The 19,256-nt window shown below is 64.0% G+C and carries 17 protein-coding genes and 1 tRNA gene; 12 read left to right on the top strand and 6 right to left on the bottom strand.

Annotated elements, in window-relative coordinates; translation table 11 throughout:
- The 6 genes from OXG98_15110 to rpe all read left to right on the top strand — a co-directional run.
- Positions 1 to 857: ROK family protein (locus OXG98_15110; GenBank protein MCY3773333.1), on the top strand; the 857-nt coding region annotated here is incomplete at its 5' end.
- Positions 858 to 861: 4 nt separating this feature from the next.
- On the top strand, positions 862 to 2,175 hold the full coding sequence (locus tag OXG98_15105) for a M20/M25/M40 family metallo-hydrolase (GenBank protein MCY3773332.1): 1,314 nt from the start codon (positions 862 to 864) through the stop codon (positions 2,173 to 2,175).
- 21 nt (positions 2,176 to 2,196) lie between these two features.
- Complete coding sequence (locus tag OXG98_15100) at positions 2,197 to 3,159, top strand: NADPH:quinone reductase (protein ID MCY3773331.1); 963 nt, start codon at positions 2,197 to 2,199, stop codon at positions 3,157 to 3,159.
- 127 nt (positions 3,160 to 3,286) lie between these two features.
- Complete coding sequence (tal, locus tag OXG98_15095; protein ID MCY3773330.1) at positions 3,287 to 4,414, top strand: transaldolase; 1,128 nt, start codon at positions 3,287 to 3,289, stop codon at positions 4,412 to 4,414.
- A 37-nt stretch (positions 4,415 to 4,451) separates the two neighbouring features.
- Complete coding sequence (gene gnd, locus OXG98_15090) at positions 4,452 to 5,507, top strand: decarboxylating 6-phosphogluconate dehydrogenase (GenBank protein ID MCY3773329.1); 1,056 nt, start codon at positions 4,452 to 4,454, stop codon at positions 5,505 to 5,507.
- Positions 5,504 to 6,157, top strand: coding sequence for a ribulose-phosphate 3-epimerase (gene rpe, locus OXG98_15085; protein MCY3773328.1), 654 nt, complete (start codon positions 5,504 to 5,506; stop codon positions 6,155 to 6,157). The genes gnd and rpe overlap by 4 nt, the downstream gene beginning before the upstream one ends.
- Positions 6,158 to 6,302: 145 nt before the next feature.
- On the opposite strand, the gene OXG98_15080 is transcribed toward rpe, so the two are convergent.
- The gene (locus OXG98_15080) at positions 6,303 to 7,688 is read right to left on the bottom strand and encodes an MATE family efflux transporter (protein ID MCY3773327.1); all 1,386 of its coding nucleotides are present in this window, start codon (positions 7,686 to 7,688) and stop codon (positions 6,303 to 6,305) included.
- A 202-nt stretch (positions 7,689 to 7,890) separates the two neighbouring features.
- Between OXG98_15080 and OXG98_15075 the strand changes: the two genes are divergently transcribed.
- A complete protein-coding gene (locus OXG98_15075; GenBank protein ID MCY3773326.1) occupies positions 7,891 to 9,177 on the top strand; it encodes an ABC transporter substrate-binding protein in 1,287 nt (428 codons plus the stop codon).
- Between the two features lie 77 nt (positions 9,178 to 9,254).
- Here OXG98_15075 and OXG98_15070 read toward each other — a convergent pair.
- The 4 genes from OXG98_15070 to OXG98_15055 form a co-directional block, all read right to left on the bottom strand.
- A tRNA-Glu gene (locus OXG98_15070) sits at positions 9,255 to 9,329 on the bottom strand.
- 57 nt (positions 9,330 to 9,386) lie between these two features.
- Positions 9,387 to 10,628: a Gfo/Idh/MocA family oxidoreductase gene (locus tag OXG98_15065; protein ID MCY3773325.1), complete on the bottom strand. Its 1,242-nt coding sequence runs from the start codon at positions 10,626 to 10,628 to the stop codon at positions 9,387 to 9,389.
- Positions 10,629 to 10,705: 77 nt separating this feature from the next.
- A complete protein-coding gene (locus OXG98_15060; protein ID MCY3773324.1) occupies positions 10,706 to 11,410 on the bottom strand; it encodes an HAD-IA family hydrolase in 705 nt (234 codons plus the stop codon).
- Positions 11,411 to 11,433: 23 nt separating this feature from the next.
- Positions 11,434 to 12,444, bottom strand: a complete 1,011-nt coding sequence (locus tag OXG98_15055; GenBank protein ID MCY3773323.1) for a C-terminal binding protein — start codon at positions 12,442 to 12,444, stop codon at positions 11,434 to 11,436.
- A 406-nt stretch (positions 12,445 to 12,850) separates the two neighbouring features.
- Here OXG98_15055 and OXG98_15050 point away from each other — a divergent pair, with 406 nt between their 5' ends.
- From OXG98_15050 to OXG98_15030, 5 genes are read left to right on the top strand one after another with little or no spacing between them, the layout of a single operon-like run.
- Positions 12,851 to 14,041, top strand: a complete 1,191-nt coding sequence (locus tag OXG98_15050) for a dipeptidase (protein ID MCY3773322.1) — start codon at positions 12,851 to 12,853, stop codon at positions 14,039 to 14,041.
- A 3-nt stretch (positions 14,042 to 14,044) separates the two neighbouring features.
- Positions 14,045 to 14,797, top strand: a complete 753-nt coding sequence (gene larB, locus OXG98_15045; protein MCY3773321.1) for a nickel pincer cofactor biosynthesis protein LarB — start codon at positions 14,045 to 14,047, stop codon at positions 14,795 to 14,797.
- Positions 14,798 to 14,812: 15 nt separating this feature from the next.
- A complete protein-coding gene (locus OXG98_15040) occupies positions 14,813 to 15,952 on the top strand; it encodes a LarC family nickel insertion protein (protein MCY3773320.1) in 1,140 nt (379 codons plus the stop codon).
- Positions 15,949 to 17,871 (top strand): energy-coupling factor transporter ATPase, encoded by a 1,923-nt coding sequence (locus tag OXG98_15035; protein ID MCY3773319.1) that lies wholly within the window; start codon positions 15,949 to 15,951, stop codon positions 17,869 to 17,871. The genes OXG98_15040 and OXG98_15035 overlap by 4 nt, the downstream gene beginning before the upstream one ends.
- Complete coding sequence (locus tag OXG98_15030) at positions 17,865 to 18,758, top strand: amidohydrolase family protein (protein MCY3773318.1); 894 nt, start codon at positions 17,865 to 17,867, stop codon at positions 18,756 to 18,758. The genes OXG98_15035 and OXG98_15030 overlap by 7 nt, the downstream gene beginning before the upstream one ends.
- A gap of 69 nt (positions 18,759 to 18,827) precedes the next feature.
- Here the strand turns inward: OXG98_15030 and OXG98_15025 are convergent.
- Positions 18,828 to 19,256 (bottom strand): OmpA family protein (locus OXG98_15025; GenBank protein ID MCY3773317.1); only part of this gene is annotated, 429 nt, incomplete at its 5' end.

The following is a 19,256-nucleotide window of genomic DNA, read 5'->3' as shown; positions in this document are numbered from 1 at the left end:
CCGTGGTGGCGTCCCTGGTGGATATGTCCCGGGAGGCCATGGCGCGCGGTTCGCTTGCCAACGCGGACCTGGCCGGCGTCGGAGTCAGCTGCGGCGGTCCCCTGGACACGGGAACGGGCGTGGTCTACGCGCCGCCCAACCTGCCGGGCTGGGACGAGGTGCCGCTGAAGGCGTGGCTCGAAAGCGCGCTGTCGCTGCCGGCCTTTGTTGAAAACGACGCCAACGCCGGCGCCCTGGCGGAGTGGTCCTTCGGGGCCGGCCGGGGCTTTCGCCACATGGTGTACATGACCATGAGCACCGGTATCGGCGGCGGCATCATACTCGACGGCAGGCTCTACCGCGGTCCGAACGACGCGGCCGGCGAAGTGGGGCACATGACCATCGTCGACGACGGTCCGGCCTGCGGTTGCGGCAAGCGCGGCTGCCTGGAGTCCCTGTGCTCGGGGCCATCGATCGCCAGGAGGGCCCGGGCGAAAGCGCATGCGGCGCCCGGCTCGCTCATGGTCGACCTGGCCGGTGGAAACTTGGAGGGCCTCACGGCGGAAACCGTCATGGCGGCGGCCAGGAAAAACGATCCGTGCGCGAGGGAGATCGTGGACGAAACGGCCCGTTACATGGCCGTTGGACTGGGAAACATCGTGAACATCCTGAACCCGGAGATTATCGTCATCGGCACCATCCTGGTCAAGGCACAGGATCTTCTGTTGGAACCCATTCGAAACTACCTGCGGCGCGAAACCTGGTCACGAGTCTACGATACCGTACGGATCGTGCCTGCCGGACTGGGAGACACTGTGGGCGACCTGGCCGCCATCGCCGTGATCAGGCAGGCGGTTCAAGCCGAAGGGAGCATGTAGGGCATTGGACTGGAACGCGTTGGGGCGTGAAGCCGTACAACTGCTGAGCGAATACCTGCGAATCGACACGACGAATCCCCCCGGGAACGAAGATCGCGCGACCGCCTTCCTTAGCCGCATCCTCTCCGAAGAAGGCATAGACTGCCAGGTTTACGAGTCCGCCCCGGGACGCTCCAATCTCTACGCAAGGCTGGAAGGGGACGGTTCGAAGCGGGCCGTAATTCTGCTGAGTCACAGCGACGTGGTCCCCGCCGACCGCCGTTACTGGTCCGTCGATCCTTTTGGCGGCGTAGTCCGGGACGGCTACATCTGGGGGCGGGGCGCCCTCGACATGAAGAACCTGGGCATCGCGGAGCTGGTGGTGTTTCTCGCGCTGCGCCGGAATCGCTTTCCGCTGAAGCGAGACGTGATCTTTCTCGTCACCGCCGATGAAGAGGCCGGTGGATCGGCCGGAGCCGGCTGGATTACCCATAACCGTCCCGAACTCGTCTCGGACGCGGAATTCCTGATAAACGAAAGCGGAAAAGGACGCCTGGAGAACGGCAGGGCCGTCTATTCCATCGACATCACCGAGAAATCGCCCTGCTGGATACGCCTGGTCGCCCGCGGCGAACCCGGTCATGGTTCCCGCCCCAAGCCCCATTCCGCCGTGAACCGGCTCATCCGGGCCCTGAACGCGATCATGCAATACACGCCGCCGATCAAGGTGACGGACGCGGCCGCCTGCTACTTCGAAGGCGTCGCGCATCTGCAGAAAGACGGATACCGCAAACGCTTCGAACGCATCCGCGAGTCCGTTCGGGACAAGGGGTTCCTTGCCGACCTGCTCCGGAACCAGCATCACGCGGCGATGCTCCGGAACACCATCTCGATAACCATGTTGCAGGGGAGCGAGAAAATCAATATCATACCTCAGGCGGCGACGGCCGAGCTGGATTGCAGGCTGCTGCCGGGGGAAAGGCCGGAAGATTTCGTCCGGGAGTTGAAAAGGGTGGTCGACGACGACAGGATCGAGATGGAAACGATTCTGAACTTCGGCAATTCGGCATCGCCCTTCGATTCTCCCCTCGTGGACGTCGTGCGGGAGGTCGTCTCCCGACACCACGGGCATGTGGAGGTCGTACCGAACATGCTCTCGGGCTTCACGGACAGCCACTACTTCCGCGACCTGGGGATTCATTGCTACGGCTTCATGCCCTTTCTGCTGATCGACGAAGAACTTCGCCGGATCCACGGCAACGACGAGCGCATCTCCGTGGAGAACATGGAGCGGGGTCCGCGGATTCTCTACGAAGTGATCGCAAAACTCTGCGGTTGATTCTGAATTGAGGAGACGTATATGGAAGCGATTCGAATTCACGAGTTCGGGGAGCCGGGCGTAATGAAACTCGAAACCTGCGCGGATCTCCAGGCAGGCGGCGGGCAGATCCTGGTGGACATACGGGCCGCCGGGGTGAACCCGGTAGATACCTATATTCGCGCGGGAACCTATGCCATGAAACCCGACCTGCCCTACACGCCGGGCATGGACGGCGCAGGAACCGTCGCCGCCGTCGGCGACGAAACGGCCCATGTCGCCGTGGGCGACCGCGTATACCTGGCCGGTGCGCTGACCGGCTCATACGCGTCCCAGGCCCTGTGCTCCGCGAGCCAGGTGCAGCCGCTTCCCGATAACGTTTCCTTCAAGCAGGGCGCGGGGGTGTACATCCCTTACGCCACAGCCTGGCGCGGACTATTCCAGCGCGCGGAAGGCCGGGCCGGCGAAACGGTACTCGTGCACGGCGCCAGCGGCGGCGTGGGCATCGCGGCCGTACAGCTCGCGCGTGCCGCCGGCATGACGGTCATCGGTACAGCCGGTTCGGAGCGGGGCGCGGCCCTGGTGACGGAACAGGGCGCCCATTACGTGGTCAACCACCACGACGCCGACTACCCGGAACATATTATGGATCTCACCGGTGGGCTGGGCGTCGACGTGATCATGGAAATGCTGGCCAACGTCAACCTGGACAAGGACCTGAATATGCTGGCCTATGGCGGACGAGTGGTCGTCATAGGCAACAGAGGCGTCATCGAGATCAATCCCCGGGACGCCATGGCGCGCGACGCCAGCATCCTGGGCATGGTCCTGCTGCTGGCCTCGCCGGAGGACCTCGCCGCCATCCACGCCGGGTTGCACGCCGGACTGGAGAACGGCACGCTCAACCCGGTGGTGGGAACGGAGTTTCCGCTGGCCGATGCGGCACGGGCCCACGTCACCGTGATGGAACCGGGCGCTTATGGAAAAATCGTCCTGATCCCTTGAGTCCCGGCACAAACCGCGCGTCAATGGTCACGAAACGCGCGTCAATGGTCACGAAACGAACCAGGCGTTCATAAACCGGCTTAAACCGTGAGTTCACGCCGCTGACCGGCGCACAAAGGAATCCGCCATGGCTAATCCGCTCATCCAGCTCGCACGACACGGCCAGAGTTTCTGGCTGGACAACATCAGCCGCGACCTGATCTCTTCGGGCCGGCTGAGAAGACTGATCGAGGAAGACGGTTTGAAAGGGATGACCTCGAACCCGGCCATTTTTGAAAAAGCCATCGCCGGCAGCACGGACTACGACGCCGATATCGGGCTTATGGCGACACAGGACCGGAACGCCGTGGAGATCTATGAGGCGCTTGCGATTTCGGATATACGGGAGGCCGCCGATCAGCTGGCCGCGGTCTACGACGCCACTGATGGCGCCGACGGTTACGTGAGCCTGGAGGTGTCGCCGGAACTGGCCGATGACACCGTCGGTACCATCGCGGAGGCCAGACGACTGTGGAAGGCGGTGGACCGCGGGAACGTCATGATCAAGGTACCGGCGACCAGGGCGGGTATTCCGGCCATACGGCAGTTGATCGGCGAAGGGCTGAACGTCAACGTGACGCTGCTGTTTTCCAGGGACGTATACGAAGAGGTGGCCGAAGCCTATATCGGCGGGTTGGAAGACCGGCACGCGGCCGGAGGGCGGATCAGCGGAATCGCCAGCGTGGCCAGTTTCTTTATCAGCAGGATAGACACGCTGGTCGACGCTTTGCTGGCGGAACGGGCGGCGCAGTCAGCCGACCCGGGGAAACGTGCCATGTTCATGGATCTGGTCGGAAAAACGGCCATCGCCAACGGAAAGACGACCTACCAGCGGTACAAGGCACTGTACGCGACACCGCGCTGGAAGTCGCTGGCGCGGAAGGGTGCGAGGACCCAGCGGCTCCTGTGGGCCAGCACGAGTACCAAGAACCCGGACTACCGGGACGTGTTGTACGTAGAAGAGCTGATCGGCAGGGACACCATCAATACGCTGCCCGATGAAACGCTGAACGCCTTCCGCGACCACGGGCGCCTTTCCGATACGCTGGAGGCGGATATCGGCAAAGCCGAGTCGATCATGGCCGGCGTCGAAAAAGCCGGGATTTCGATGAACCGGGTCGCGGACCAGCTCGTCGAAGAAGGGGTGAAGAAATTCGTGGACCCCTTCGTGAAACTGATAGACGCCATCGAACAGAAACGGTTGCAGCCGGCCTAGATTCCGGCCGGAATCGATCGAGGCAAGGGAAACCGGTATCCCGTGGCGGGACGCGCGTTCGCCGGCGTCCGGGGAGGAATGCATGCAACTGGGCATGGTCGGACTCGGCCGGATGGGCGGCAACATGACCCGGCGGCTGTTGCGGGGCGGTCACCATGTCATCGCGTACGACCGCAGCAGCGAGGCGGTCGACGAGGTGATAAAGGATGGCGCCGCGGGTTCCCCGACCCTGTATGATCTCGTTGCCGGCCTCGAAGCGCCCCGCACGGTCTGGGTCATGGTACCGGCCGGCGACGCCACGGAAGAGACCATTGGCGAACTGGCCGGCCTGCTGTCTCCGGGCGACACCGTCATCGACGGCGGGAATACCTATTTCAAGGACGACGTCGCCCGCGCCGGGAAACTGGCCGCCAGGAATCTGCACTATGTCGACGTGGGCACCAGCGGCGGCGTATGGGGCCTCGAGCGGGGTTATTGCATGACCATCGGCGGCCCCGCGGAGATCGTCGAACGCCTGGACCCGCTGTTCGAGACGCTGGCCCCCGGTCCCGGCAAGGGTGACGCAACGCAGAGACGCGACGCCCCAGGTATGGTCGATACTTCAGGTTCCACTGCCCGAAGAGGCTACGTGCACGTGGGACCGGCGGGTTCGGGGCATTTCGTGAAGATGATCCACAACGGGATCGAATACGGCATGATGCAGGCCTTCGCCGAGGGACTTGAGATTCTGCGCGAGTCGGGGTCCGACCGCGTGGACGCGCGCCATCGATACGACCTGGACCTGCACGACATAGCCGAGGTCTGGCGGCACGGAAGCGTGGTCAGTTCCTGGCTGCTGGACCTGCTCGAGATCGCCCTGCGGGAGGACCGGGACCTGTCGACCTTTTCCGGGTACGTGCAGGACTCGGGGGAGGGCCGGTGGACGGTGCAGACGGCCATCGAGGAAGACGTGCCCGCCCACGTGCTCACGGCCTCGCTCTTCACGAGGTTCCAGTCGCGGCAGGACGAATCCTACGCGGCGCGGGTGCTTTCGGCCCTGCGTCACCAGTTCGGCGGTCACGTGGAACAGAACAAGAACGGGGGACGGCCATGACCCAGATCTCTCCATCCATCCTGTCCGCGGACTTCACCCGCCTCGCCGATCAGGTCCGCGCCGTGGAAGACGCGGGCGCGGACCGGATACATATCGATGTGATGGATGGCCGGTTCGTCCCGAACATATCCATGGGGCCCTTCATCGTCGAGGCCATCAACTCCCTCACGGACCTGCCGCTGGAAGCCCACCTGATGATCGAGGACCCGGACCGGTACGTCGATGTCTTCATGGAAGCCGGGGCGGACGTGATCATCGTGCACCAGGAAAACACGACCCATCTTCACCGCGTGGTGCAGTCCGTCCGGGAGCAGGGCAGGCAGGCCGGAGTCGCCCTGAATCCGGCGACGCCCGCCCAGGTCCTCGACGGGATCATCGACGATCTCGATCTCGTCCTGGTCATGTCCGTCAACCCGGGATTCTCGGGACAGCGGTTCATCGAATCCATGCTGCCGAAGATCCGCGGGATCCGGGATACCATAACGGACCGGGGAATCGCCTGCGACCTGGAGGTGGACGGCGGCGTGAACGCCGACACCACGCCGGCCGTCGTGGCGGCGGGCGTAAACGTCCTGGTGGCCGCCACGGCCGTCTTCAAGCATCCGGACGGCATTGCCGAAGGCATCCGGACCCTTCGAGAATACGCCTGACCCCGGGATTGCCGATGCGCAGCCCGGCGGCGCGTAACCCGGGATTACCGATGCGCAGCCCGGCGGCGCGTAGGCCGGCGCCTGCCTGGATCGTAAACCCGTTTCCGGACCTCCCGTCCCCGTTCCCCACGAACCGGCCTCTCCCTCAGATCACCGCCCTTTTCCAGGTTCCCTTGAAGAAACGTCTGAGCGTGAGCAGTCCCTGCAACACGGCCGCGGCGAGCCAGGCGATCCAGATGCCCGTCACGTCGAGCCCCAGGGGAAAGGCCAGGACGTAGGAAAACACCAGCATGATGCCCCACTGGGAGAAGAGGGTGTAGTAGAGGGAAGGCCGGGTCTCGCCGCCGCCGGCCAGCACGCCGCTCGCCACGATGGACAGCGCGGAGAAAACCTGGGCGATGGCGAAGAAGCGCAGCATGACGGAGCTGATGCCGAGGACCGTTTCGTCCGTCGTGAAAACGGCCGAGATCGCGTTGGCGAACAACCAGATCAACGCCGAACCGATCGCGATCAGGATCATGCAAAGCAGGATGGTCTGTCCCCCGTACTGGTCCGCCGCCCGGATCTGGCGACCGCCGAGCCGCTGCCCGACCAGGGAGGTCGCCGCGACCGAGAAGGCGAGCGCGGGCATGATCGCAAAGAGGCGGATCTGAAACCCCATGGTCAGGGCCGCGATGGCGGCCGTGGGCCGACTTACCCCCGATACCACGCGGTAGAGGAGCACGCGCGCGCCATTGCGGAAGAAACCGGACGCGCCGGAGGGAAGACCGATATCGAGCATGCGGGACATGATGCTCCAGTCCGGTTTAACGCGCCAGTTGCGGGGAAGACGCACCTGGCCGTGTCCCCGGACCAGGATCGCGAGACCGATGACGCACCCGGCAAGCCGGGACACGATCATTCCCACGGCCGCACCGGCCACACCCAGCGCGGGCAATCCCCAGGCGCCGAATATGAATCCGTAAGAGGTCACGCATTTCACGATAATGACGATTACGGAAATCTTCAGCGGGGTGCGGGTATCGCCGACACCCCCGAAAATGGCGCTCATGACGTAGTTCAGGATCATGAAGACCATGCCGGCGAAGTAGAGCCTCAGGAACAGGATGCCGTGGTCCAGCACTTCGTCCGGGGCGCCGAGGAGGACCAGCGCGGGCCGGGTTAGGACGATGCTGACGCCCGCGAGACCCAGGGCCAGGCAGGTGCCCATCAGGAGGGCCTGCTGGCCGGTCCGGCTGACGTCCCCGTGCCTGTCGGCCCCATAGTATTGAGCCACCAGCGTCCGCGTGCCGCCCGTGATCGAAATGGCCATGACCATGACGATAAAGACGATCTGCCGGCTCATGCCGATGGCGGAGATCGCCGCGGGACCGAGGAATCCCACGAGATATATGTCAACGAGACCTTCGGTGGCGTCGATCAGCGAAGCGACGACGACGGGCCAGGCGATGGCCCAGACGTGGCGGAGAACCCGGGAGGGCGGAACATCGTTGTCGGCCGGTTTCGAGGAAACGGCGTCATGGTCGGGCATGGCGTTCAATGTATGCCCCGGAGGCCGAAGCGGCAAGGCAATTCAGCGGTAGGGCGACGCAGGCTCAAGTCGTTGCCTGCGCGACAGATAAGAAAAGAGATGACAGGACAAACGGTACGCTGTATATCTACTCTGTTGCGAATCCGCAACCCGGAATCGGAATTACTTGACGGGATGGGCTGTGTCAGCAGGAGGCATGAAGATGCGCGGTATGCGTAGAACGTTCTTCTCAACGGAATCATGGCTGGCGGCCAGTCTGGCGCTCGCGATACTGGTGGCGTGCGGCAAGAAGGATCCGGTAGCTCCGGAGCCGGCCGAGCCGGTCGAAAAACCCGCCCTTAAGATCGGCCTGTTGATTGATTTGACCGCGGGCGGATCGGAACACGGCATACCCATGCGGCGGGGATTCGAAATGGCGATTCGGCATATCAACGAGGAGGGTGTGCTGGGCGAGCCGGTCGTGGGCCTGGTGGCCGATACAGAGCTGGACAGGGACACGGCGGTATCCGAGGCGATGGACCTGGTCGAGAAGGACGGTGTCCACGCGATCGTAGGCGCCTGGGCAAGTTCTTCTACGCTTGCCGTCGTGGAGAACGTGACCGCGGATGCCGGCATTCCCGTGATATCCCCGGCCTCTTCTTCTCCCTCGCTCACGGACGCCATGGACGACGATTTTCTGTTCCGCACGACCCTGTCCGACCAAGACCAGGGCCCGGTCCTTGCCAAGCTCACGCTCGAACAGGGATTCGGCAACGTGGGCATGATCTACCGCGACGACGTCTGGGGCCGGGGGCTGGCGGATGCCTTCGAAGGCACCTGGGACGGCAAGCTGAACAGGGTCGCTGTCGATCCCGCCCAAACCACGTTCGCGGATGAATTGAATGAAAGCAAGGGGATCATCCTGGATGAGGAGTTCCAGGCGCAGGCCCTCGTCGTCCTCGCCTTTCAGCCCCAGCAGGAAGCCATCGTGCGTGGGGCGCTGGACATGGGGCTTTTTCAACACTTCATCTTCGGACCCACCGGCCGCAGCCTGGATCTGCTCCGGTCGATCGGTCCGGAGCACCTCGCCGGCATGCGCGGAACGTCGCCCGGCGCGGCGCAGGACACGCCTTCCGCGGTGGCCTGGGAGAACGCTTACAGGAGCGCCTACGGGAACCCTCCGCCCTACCCCTACGTGAAACAGGCCTATGACGCGACCGTGGCGCTGGCCCTGGCGGCCCAGGCGGCCGGCGATCTGGACGGGGCGGCCATCCGCGACAAACTGCGAATCATCGGCAGGCCGCCCGGCGAGCTCGTCATCGCCGAGCCAGGCAGCATCGCGAATGGACTGAAGATCCTGGCCGAAGGCGGCGCAGTCAACTACGAAGGCGCGGCCATGCCGCTGGACTGGGACGAAAACGGCGACCTCGCCACCGGCTTCGTGGCGGTCTGGCAGTTTACCGAATTAGGAACGATCGAAGTGATCCGGACCGTTCCGTTCACACACTGATCCGGTGGGTCCAACTGGACGAAAAAAGGGGGCCGCGTATGCACGCAACCCCCTGATCCGGCTGTGTTTGTTTGGTATGACCCCAACGGGATTTGAACCCGTGTTGCCGCCGTGAAAGGGCGGTGTCCTTGGCCAGGCTAGACGATGGGGTCGCGTTCTTCCAAAGCCGTCCTAAAATACCGGCCGGACCCTCAAAACGCAAGCCTTTTTTACCCTTCGTAACCCATATCCTTCCATAGGCACAGGGCGTACGGGACATGCTCCGGATCCGGATCGCGACGGCCCAGAATGCTGGGCGGAGGCTGTCCCGGTCCGGCATGCTTCGGCCAGGGCGACCAGTGGTCGTTCTCCCAGGATTTACGGACGTCCTCGTCCCTGAAATCGGGCACCTCGAAAGGGCGCCCGTCTTCCAGCGCGCTCTTCCAGGCCAGGATGCCCACCGAGGACATGGCCACGCCGCGGTAAACGTCCAGGAAGGGCTGGTCGCCCGAGCGGATGGCGCGGGCGAAATGGAAGCTGGTCCAGAAGTCGCCGCCGCCGTGCCCGGCCTGCCTGGCGAGATCGCCGTGCTCCGGCCAGTCCGGCTTGTAGACCCGTTCCGCCTCCTCGCCGGGGGCCACGTGCCACGGCTCGTGCCACACCCGCACCTCGCCCGGACCGAAGTACCCCGGTCCCCGGGTGATCTCCATGGCGCCGCGCTCGCCGTGCACGCGATACCAGTTGCTGTGTCCGGGCAGTCCAAGCCCGAAGAGCCGGAAGACCGCGCCGTTGTCCATGCGGCAGAGGATGACGGATCCGGGGTCTCCCCTCCTGAGGGTGAGGGTGCGCTCGGGCCGGGAGATGGCCAGGGCATTCACGCTGATCGGCCGCGTATCGGTGATATAGACCAGGGGTGCGAGGGCGTGGGTGCAGTAATAGGTGGATGGGATCCACGCCCGCCAGTGGTCGAAACCCGGTGAAAGGCGCAGGCTGTCGTCCCGGGACATGGGGTGATTGTACTCGCCCTCTGCATAGGTCACCTCGCCGATCTCTCCTTCGCGGTAGAGCCGGTGCATTTCCTGGTTGAAAACCGTGTAGGGGTAGTTCTCGGCGAGCATGTAGATCCGGCCGGACTCCTCCACGGCGCGGCAAAGGGCGACCCCCTCGGCGAGCGTGCCGTTGCAGGCCGTTTCGCTCATGACGTGCCTGCCCGCCCGCAGCGCCTTGATGGCGAACGGCGCGTGCTCGTTAAAGTAGTTGGCGAGGACGACGGCGTCCATGTCATGGGCGAGGAATTCGTCGTAGTCGGTATACGCGGCGACGGAAAGCTCGCCGGCCAGCTCGCGCAGCCGCTCCTCCCAGGTGTCGCACAGGGCGACGAGCTCCATGCCCACGGCGCCGGACGCGCTTTGTGCGAAACTCTTTCCGCGCCCCACGCCCACCACGCCGACGCGGATCGGATGGTTGCTCATGGTTCGTCTCTGTTCACAATGCGTCCCATTTACCGTGTGTACCTGTTTACGACGCGTCCCCGTTCATGTCGCGTGCCTCACGATATCCCGATCAGCCCGGGGACGTCCGTCAATTTCCGGATAGACGGCAGGCGGTAGCGACCGTACTTTTCGTACCGGTCGATGAGGAGGGCGTCCAGGCCGACGCGCTCGGCCGGGAGGATATCCTCCTCCGGGTAGTCCCCGATGTAAAGGATACGGTCGATGGGCGTTCCCGCACGATCGATGGCCATGCGGAAGATCTGCTCGTCGGGTTTCTCGCATCCGGCTTCGGCGGAAACGACGAGGAAGGAGAAGTACCGGTCCAGGCCGTGCCGCTCCAGGACCAGGGCGAGATGTTCCGACCAGTTCGACAACACGCCGAGGCGCACCCCGCCGGCCTGCAACGCTTCCAGCGCGGGCCGGACGTCGCCGTACACGTCGAGGTACCTGCCGTCCTGAAACCGGTCGTAGTACTGCTGCAACCCGGGCCGCAGGTCGCCCTCGATACCCGCCGTATCGAACACGTGGGCATAGAGATCCAGGAAGTACCGCCGCGTCTGTTCCGGCGTGCTCATGCGGCCGTCGCGCTTCCGGAACCCGGGTTCCTCCATGGCCTTTGAAAGCGCCGCCTTCACCTGGTCCAGCGTGATGACGGCTCCGAGCTCTCCGGCCGCGACGACGAAGAACTCCTCGAAGAAATCGGGAGAATCCCGGCCGACCAGCGTACCCGCCGCGTCGAAGATCACGGTGTCGTAGAACATGCGAAATCCAGCCCGGCCCCCGTTCACTCCGCGGGCATGCCCCATTTTTCGGCGGCGAGCGGCTTCACGGCAGGGTTTACGAGGCCGTCTTCGGGCCAGCGGCCACTGAGAATGGTGACCAGTTGCCTGCCGGCTTTTTTGAAACGCTCGATGCCACCCCGCACCGACGCGGAAGCGTAATGGGGCGTGAGGACCACCTGCTCCATCGTGCGCAGCGGGTTGTCCGGGGCCGGTGGTTCCTGCTCCTGTACGTCCAGCCCGGCGCCTGCCAGCCACCCTTCCCGCAGCGCCCTGATCAGGGCCTTTTCGTCCACGACCTTGCCGCGTCCCGTATTGATGAAGTAGGCGGACGGCTTCATGTTCCGGAAATCCCGCTCCCCGATGAGGTGATAGGTCGCCGGCCCCAGGGGCACGTGGCAGGAAACGAAATCCGATTCCCTGAACAGCGTCTCCTGGTCCACCATCGTGACGCCAAAGGGATCCGCATCGGCCTGGTTGACGAAGGGGTCGCAGGCGATGACGCGGAGATCGAACCCCGCGGCGATCTTTGCCATGGCCCGGCCGATGTTCCCGAAGGAAACCAGGCCGAGGGTCTGGTCATAGATGGGCTGAATGGTGCCGCGGCTGATGGGCGTTCCCTCCAGCATGGACCGGTTGATGATCATCAGCCGGCGGGCACAGGCGAGCAGCAGCATCATGGCGTGCTGGGCGACTTCCCGTTCGAAGATGCCCTGGATGTTGTAGACGATGATGCCCCGTTCCGTGGCCGCCTCCACGTCGATGAAATCCACGCCGATCCCGCCCGCGCCGACCACGCGTATGCGTTCGGGCAGTCGCTCCACGTCTTCCCTCGTAAAGGTCAGGCCGCCCTGGGTGAATCCATCCACGTCCTGGGCTTCTTCGAGCATCTCTTCGATTGTTCGGAACGACCGGATCCTGAGCTCGGCGCCAATGGTTTTCAGTTCGTCCCGTATATATTGATTGGGACCGGGGTTGTCCGGGTTTCCGGGCGAGAGAATGGTGAAACCGGCCATGCGAACTCCTTCGGATGGGGATTCGGATGAATGAGACCAGTGAAAAGTAAACCGGCGCGGTTTGATTGGCAACATGAGAATTCGATGATGGTTCGATGCCTTTTTGTATCATGCCTGAAGGGACCGTCGCAAACTGCGGAGACAGCGGGAAACCAGCGGTTGGAGCATCCAATAATCCCTTGCCCTGATCGAAATATCGTTAATTTTAGAGGAGACCGACTACATCGGAAACGGGTCAGTTTTAAGAACCGAATCATCCTGCGTGGTGGAAGTTCGATCCTGCGCGGACCCGAAACGACCAGCGACTTTGTACCATCCCGGAGGAACCATGCAATCATTCGTCCTGTTGCTGACCGGCCTGTGGCTTGTCGTACTGTCCGCCGCATGCGCACCGGCGGAAGAACCAATGCCTGAAGAGCCTGTCGAACGCGCAAAGGCCCTGCACGCGAAAGTCCCGCTGATCGACGGACACAACGACCTGCCCTGGCAGATTCGCAGGAAGGCGAACCGGGACGTCTGGGCGATCGACATCAACGAACCCCAGCCCGATTTCCACACCGACATCCCCCGCCTGCGCGAGGGCATGCTGGGCGCCCAATTCTGGTCGGTCTACGTACCCGTGTCCATGCAGGGCAAGGAGGCGACGCGGGCCACCATGGAAGAAATCGACATCGTGTACCAGATGATCGCGCGGTATCCGGACACGTTTCAGCTGGCCAGAACGGCCGACGAAGTGGAAGCGGCCTTTGCGGCGGGCAGGATCGCGTCCATGATGGGGATCGAAGGAGGGCATTCCATCGATTCCTCCCTCGGCGCGCTTCGCATGTTTCACAAGCTGGGCGTCGGTTACATGACCTTGACGCACAGCCGCAACATACCGTGGGCCGATTCGGCGACGGATACCATGGCGGTCGACGGCCTGACGGAATTCGGGAAAGAGGTAGTCCGGGAGATGAACCGCCTGGGCATGCTGGTGGACCTGTCCCACGTTTCCCCGGCGACCATGCACGACGCATTGGACGTGACAGAGGCCCCGGTCGTCTTCAGCCATTCCTCGTCCTTTGCCATGTGCAACCACGTGCGCAACGTCCCCGACGACATCCTGTTGCGCCTGGCCGAAAACAACGGCGTGATCATGGTCACCTTCGTACCGGGGTACATCTCGGAAGAAACCCGCCTGCACGGCGTGAAGCGCAACGAAGAGCGTGAGCGGCTCGCGTCGGTGCCGGGCAGTACGGATGAATCGGTGGCGGAAGGCATTGCCGCCTGGAACGAGGCCAATCCCACGCCGCCCGCCACCCTCGCCCAGGTGGCCGACCATATCGACCACATCAGGCAGGTGATCGGCATCGATTATATCGGCATCGGCGGGGATTACGACGGCATTTCCAGTTTACCGGTGGGACTGGAGGACGTCTCTACCTATCCCATGCTGACGGCCGAACTGGTCCGGCGGGAATACTCGGACGACGACATCATGAAGATCCTCGGACGCAACGTGCTGCGCGTGATGCGCGACGCGGAGGCGGTGGCGGCCCGTCTGCAGCAGGAGCGCCATGCCTCGGGCGCGCGCATCGAAGTCCTGGACGGTGAATAGCCCGTGAACGAATCGCAGATCAGGCAACTGCTCGAACAGGTCCGATCGGGTGAACTGCCGGTGGACGAGGCTTCCGCGCGGCTGCGATCCATGCCTTTCGAGGACCTCGGATTCGCGCAGGTGGACCACCACAGGGCGCTGCGATGCGGGTTCCCCGAGGTGATCTTCTGTACGGGGAAGACCGAGGAACAGGTAGCCGCGATCGCGGAGCGCATCGTCGCCTCGGGCAGCGACCTGCTCGCCACCCGGGCGACGCCGGCCATGTACGAAGCCGTGACGGCGCGGTGTCCTTCCGCGGAGTACCACGAAACAGCCCGGACGATCGTGGTGCAGGAAGCCTGGCGGGACCTGGGCATCGGTGAGATCCTGGTGGTTTCGGCGGGCACGAGCGACATCCCGGTGGCCGAGGAGGCCGCGGTGACCGCCCGGATCCTGGGCAACCGGGTGGAACGCCTTTTCGACGTCGGCGTGGCCGGCATCCACCGTCTCCTTTCCCATCGCGAAGCCATCATGAACGCGTCGGTGCTCATCGTCGTGGCGGGCATGGAAGGCGCCCTGCCCAGCGTGGTCGGCGGGATGGTTTCCAGGCCGGTGATCGCCGTGCCGACCAGCGTGGGGTACGGCGCCAGTTTCAACGGGCTGGCGGCACTCCTGGCCATGCTGAACAGCTGTGCCTCGGGCATCACGGTGGTGAACATCGACGGCGGGTTCAACGCCGGGTACGCGGCGGGCCTCATCAACCGGAAAAACGAATAGGAACGGCGATCCAACATGGCTGTGGCGGGTTATTTCGACCAGTTATCCGGCTTTACCGCGGACATGCTGCTCGGTGCGATGATCGACGCGGGAGCGGATCGAAGCGAACTCGAAGCGGCCTTGAAACGCCATCACGGCGTGGAATGCGAGATCAACGTCGCAGAGGAGCGGGTCGACCGGGCGCAGGTGACGTACGCCTCCCTGTCCTGCGTCGAAGCTTCCGTTCCGGAAACCTACCGGGCCATACCGGACAGCGGAGCGGGCACACCGGCCGGCGTGCTCCTCGGCAGGGTGATCGGCCATCTCGACAAAAACGTGAACGAGCTTTGGGAGTCCGGGAACCAGGCACCGACAGAGGAGGAACTGGGCGGCCGCCATGCGGCCCTGCGCCTCCTCGTCCTGTGCAACGCCCTTCGCCTTCACGGGATCGATGCCCTCTACCACGAGGCGCTGCCCTTCACCCCCGGGATCGATTCCACGCCACCCCTGCTGGCCGCCCTGATGCGGGGCGCCGCCATACATCCTGTCGACCGCGCTCCGGTCGACCTGCCGGGATGCGCCGTACTGACCGCGCTTTCAGCGGGATCGATGAACAGGTCCGGCTTTACGCTGCGGACGGTGGGCTACGGGGGCAACGACGCCGGCCGCGGCGATGGAAACATGGTAAGGCTGTGCACGGGCGAAGTCGCCCAACCGGTCGATACAGAGTCCGTGCAGATCCTGGAGACGCAGATTGACGACATGAATCCGCAGTTCTACGGCCACGTCCTGGACCTGCTGCTCGAAGCCGGCGCGCTGGACGCCTTTCTCACGCCCGTGATCATGAAAAAGAGCAGGCCGGGCGTGCTGCTTACCGTACTGGCGCCCACCGCCCTGGCCGGCCGGCTGTCCGAGGTGATCTTCAAGGAAACGACCACGATCGGCCTCAGAAGCTACCCCGTCTCCAGAAGCGTGCTGTCCCGATGCGAAACAACCGTCGAAACCTGCTATGGCGCCATCCGGATCAAGGTCGCGCGGCACGGTGATTCCCGGCGTTATACCCCCGAGTACGAGGACTGCCGCCAGGCCGCTCTAAAGGCCGGGATACCGCTCGCCGACGTGTACGCGGCCGTCCACCAGGCCGCCGGCCGCCTGGACCTGGACCATCTGCCGTGATCGTCGCCGAGGACGTAACCTTCAGCTACCACCTCCAGTCGGGGAACGAGGTCCCCACGCTGCGGGGTCTGTCCCTCGAGATCGCCGAGTCCGAATGCGTGGCCGTGATCGGACCCAACGGCTCCGGCAAGAGCACCCTCGCCCGCTGTCTCAACGGGTTGATCGTGCCCCAATCCGGCCGGATCCTGGTGGACGGCCTGGATACGGCCGATCCCGCGAACAAGTGGAAAGTCCACCACTTGGCCGGGATGATCTTTCAGAATCCGGACAACCAGCTGGCGTCGACCACGGTGGAGCGGGAAGTGGCCTTCGGGCTCGAGAACCTCGGCCTGCCTTCCCGGGAGATTCACCAGCGCGTCGCGTGGGCCCTCGACCGGTTCCACCTGGCAAAGTACCGCCACAACCCGCCCCACAGGCTGTCGGGTGGTGAAAAGCAACGGCTGGCCATCGCTTCCGTGGCGGCAATGCGTCCCCGGTATCTTATTTGCGACGAGCCCACCTCCTCCCTGGATCCCGGCGACCGGCGGGACATCCTCGACCTCCTTATGGCCATGGTGAATGAATACCGGCTGAGCGTGGTGTTCATCACGCAGTCTCCCGAGGAAGCCGCCCGAATGGACCGCATCGCGCTGGTGGCGGATGGGGAAGTCGTCGCTTCAGGATCTCCGGAAGAAGTATACCAGGATGCCGAACGCCTCGCGGCGCACGGACTCGAGGCGCCGCTGGCCAAACGGCTGGCGGATGCGCTGCGCGCCCGCGGCGTTGCCGTGCCCGCCCGTACCGTCCATCCCGAGTCCCTGGTACAGTGGATCTCGGAGCGAAAACTGGCGTCGCCGGCAAAGCGGAAACCGGTGTCACCGATAGACGCGGAACCGGTGTCGTCATCAGACGGAGGACCGGGGGAATACACGCCGCCGGCCGCAGGCCGTCCCGCGGAGGGCACCGCGACATCCCCCGAAACACCGGCACGCACCGCGACGTCCTCCCCAACGCCGGACGGACCGCCTCGTGACCGGTCCGCGGGCACACCGCCCATCATCGAATTCGACCGGGTGTGCCATACCTATTCCCCCGGTACATCCCTGGAGATCCAGGCGTTGCGCGATGTGACCACGCGGGTGTTCCCGGGGGAGTGCGTCGCGCTGACCGGGCCGAACGGCTCCGGTAAATCGACGATGATTCAGCACCTCAACCGCCTGCTGAAAGCGGATTCGGGCACGGTTCGGGTCGAGGGGGTGGATGTATCCTACCCGGAGGCCGACCTGCGGAAGCTGCGCCAGAAGGTAGGGCTGGTTTTCCAGTTCCCCGAGGCCCAGCTGTTCGAGGAAACCGTATTCGACGACGTGGCCTTCGGCCTCCGGCAGATGGGCGCGGCTGCATCGGATATTCCCGGCATGGTGAACCGGGCGCTCCAGCGGGTCGACCTCGATCCGGCCCACTTTTCCCACCGGCATCCCCTGTCGCTGAGCGGCGGAGAAAAACGCCGGGCCGCGATCGCCGGAATCCTCGTCATGGAACCTGCCGTACTCGCGCTCGACGAGCCCACTTCCGGTCTCGATCCACAAAGTGCCGGACAGGTTGAGACGATTTTCGAAGGCTATAGCGAAACGGGGGCGACTCTTTTCCTGATCACTCATGACATGGACCTGATCTCCCGCCTGGCGGACCGGATCCTGGTCATGGAGAACGGCGGTATCGCGGCGGACACCACGCCGGACCGTCTGTTCGCCATGGAGGACGGCGCCGATTCGTGGTCGCCGGGACGGCCCGGACTGTGCAACCTGCTGACCGCCGTCGGCGAAGCCGGGATCCCCGTCGATTCCCGCTGTTTCGACCTGGAAGAGGCCGCGGACATGATCCTCGCGTGCGTATTCAACGGCAACTATCACTCCAACCCCGGGGAAACCCAACCATGCTAGTCGACATCCATACCAACCTGATGTGGTACCCGGACCATATGTCCGACGAATTTGTGGAATTCGCCTACGCGGCCAAGAAGGCCAAGATGCGGCTGTCCGAGGACGTATACTACGCCGGGCACGAGGACCGGTACAAGAATGCCTTCGATTCCACGCCCGAGACGCTGCTGAAGGCGACCGAGGACTGCGACAAGGTGGTGGTGTTCGGGTTGAAAGCGCCCTACTGCGGGGTAGACGTGCCCCAGGAACTCGTTGCCGGATTCGTGGCGGAAAACGCGGACCGGTTCATCGGCTGGTGTTCGGTCGACCCGAACGACGAAGACGCCGTCGAGCAACTCGAATACAATGTCGACGAACTCGGCCTGCGCGGACTGAAGGTCGCGCCGATCTACCAGCACTTCGATCCGCAGGACCCGGTGCATCTTCCCCTGTTCAAGAAGGCGGAAGCGCTGGACATCCCCGTCATCTGGCACCAGGGCACTTCCTTCGTGCGGCCGGGCCCGCTCAAGTGGGCCAATCCGATCCAGCTGGAGGACATCGCGGTAGCCTGCCCGGACCTTCGGATGATGATCGCCCACATGGGACATCCGTGGGAAGACGAATGCGTGGTCCTGATCCGGAAGCATCCGAATCTTTACGCGGACATATCGGCCCTGCACTACCGCCCGCTCCGGCATTACATGGCCTTCATGTCCGCCCTGGAGTACGGCGTGGAGCACAAGCTGATCTTCGGTTCCGATTTTCCCTCCGCCACGCCGGCGCAGGTCATGGCGGGGCAGTGGAAGGTGAACGACGTCGTCCGGAATACGTCCCTGCCCGTTTTTCCGGAAGAGGCCATCCACAACATGATCTATGAAAACTGGAGACCGTTTCTCGGGGAGCTATAAAAAAACAGGGACGACCGTGAATGGCCGCCCCTGTCTTGTAACGGTACGGGTACGGGTGATGAAGGGAGCCTACTTGCGCTTCAGCTCCACGCGACGGTTCTGCGCCAGGTTGCTTTCGTCACTACCCATGACCGCCGGCTGTTCTTCACCGATACTGACGGTTTCGATGCGGCCTTCCGCCACTCCGGCATCCACGAGGTACGCCTTGACCGCCTCAGCGCGCCGTTCACCCAGCGCCAGGTTGTATTCGATCGTACCCCGTTCGTCGGTGTGGCCTTCGACCACCACAGTGTCTTCGGGCTGGTACTCCCGCAGTCTGCGGGCGTTTTCGTCCAGGACCGAACGCTGGTCTTCCCGGACGTCCGACCTGTCGTAGTCAAAGTAGATGGTCGCCAGGGACATCATCTCCTGGCGCAGGGCCTCGGCCTCGGCGGCCTTGCGGACTTCCTCTTCAGCCATGCGGCGGGCTTCTTCCTCGGCCGCGAGACGGGCTTCCTC

The organism is Gemmatimonadota bacterium (assembly GCA_026706345.1).
Taxonomy (GTDB): Bacteria; JAAXHH01; JAAXHH01; order JAAXHH01; family JAAXHH01; genus JAAXHH01.
This window is presented reverse-complemented; position numbering and strand designations above follow the sequence as displayed.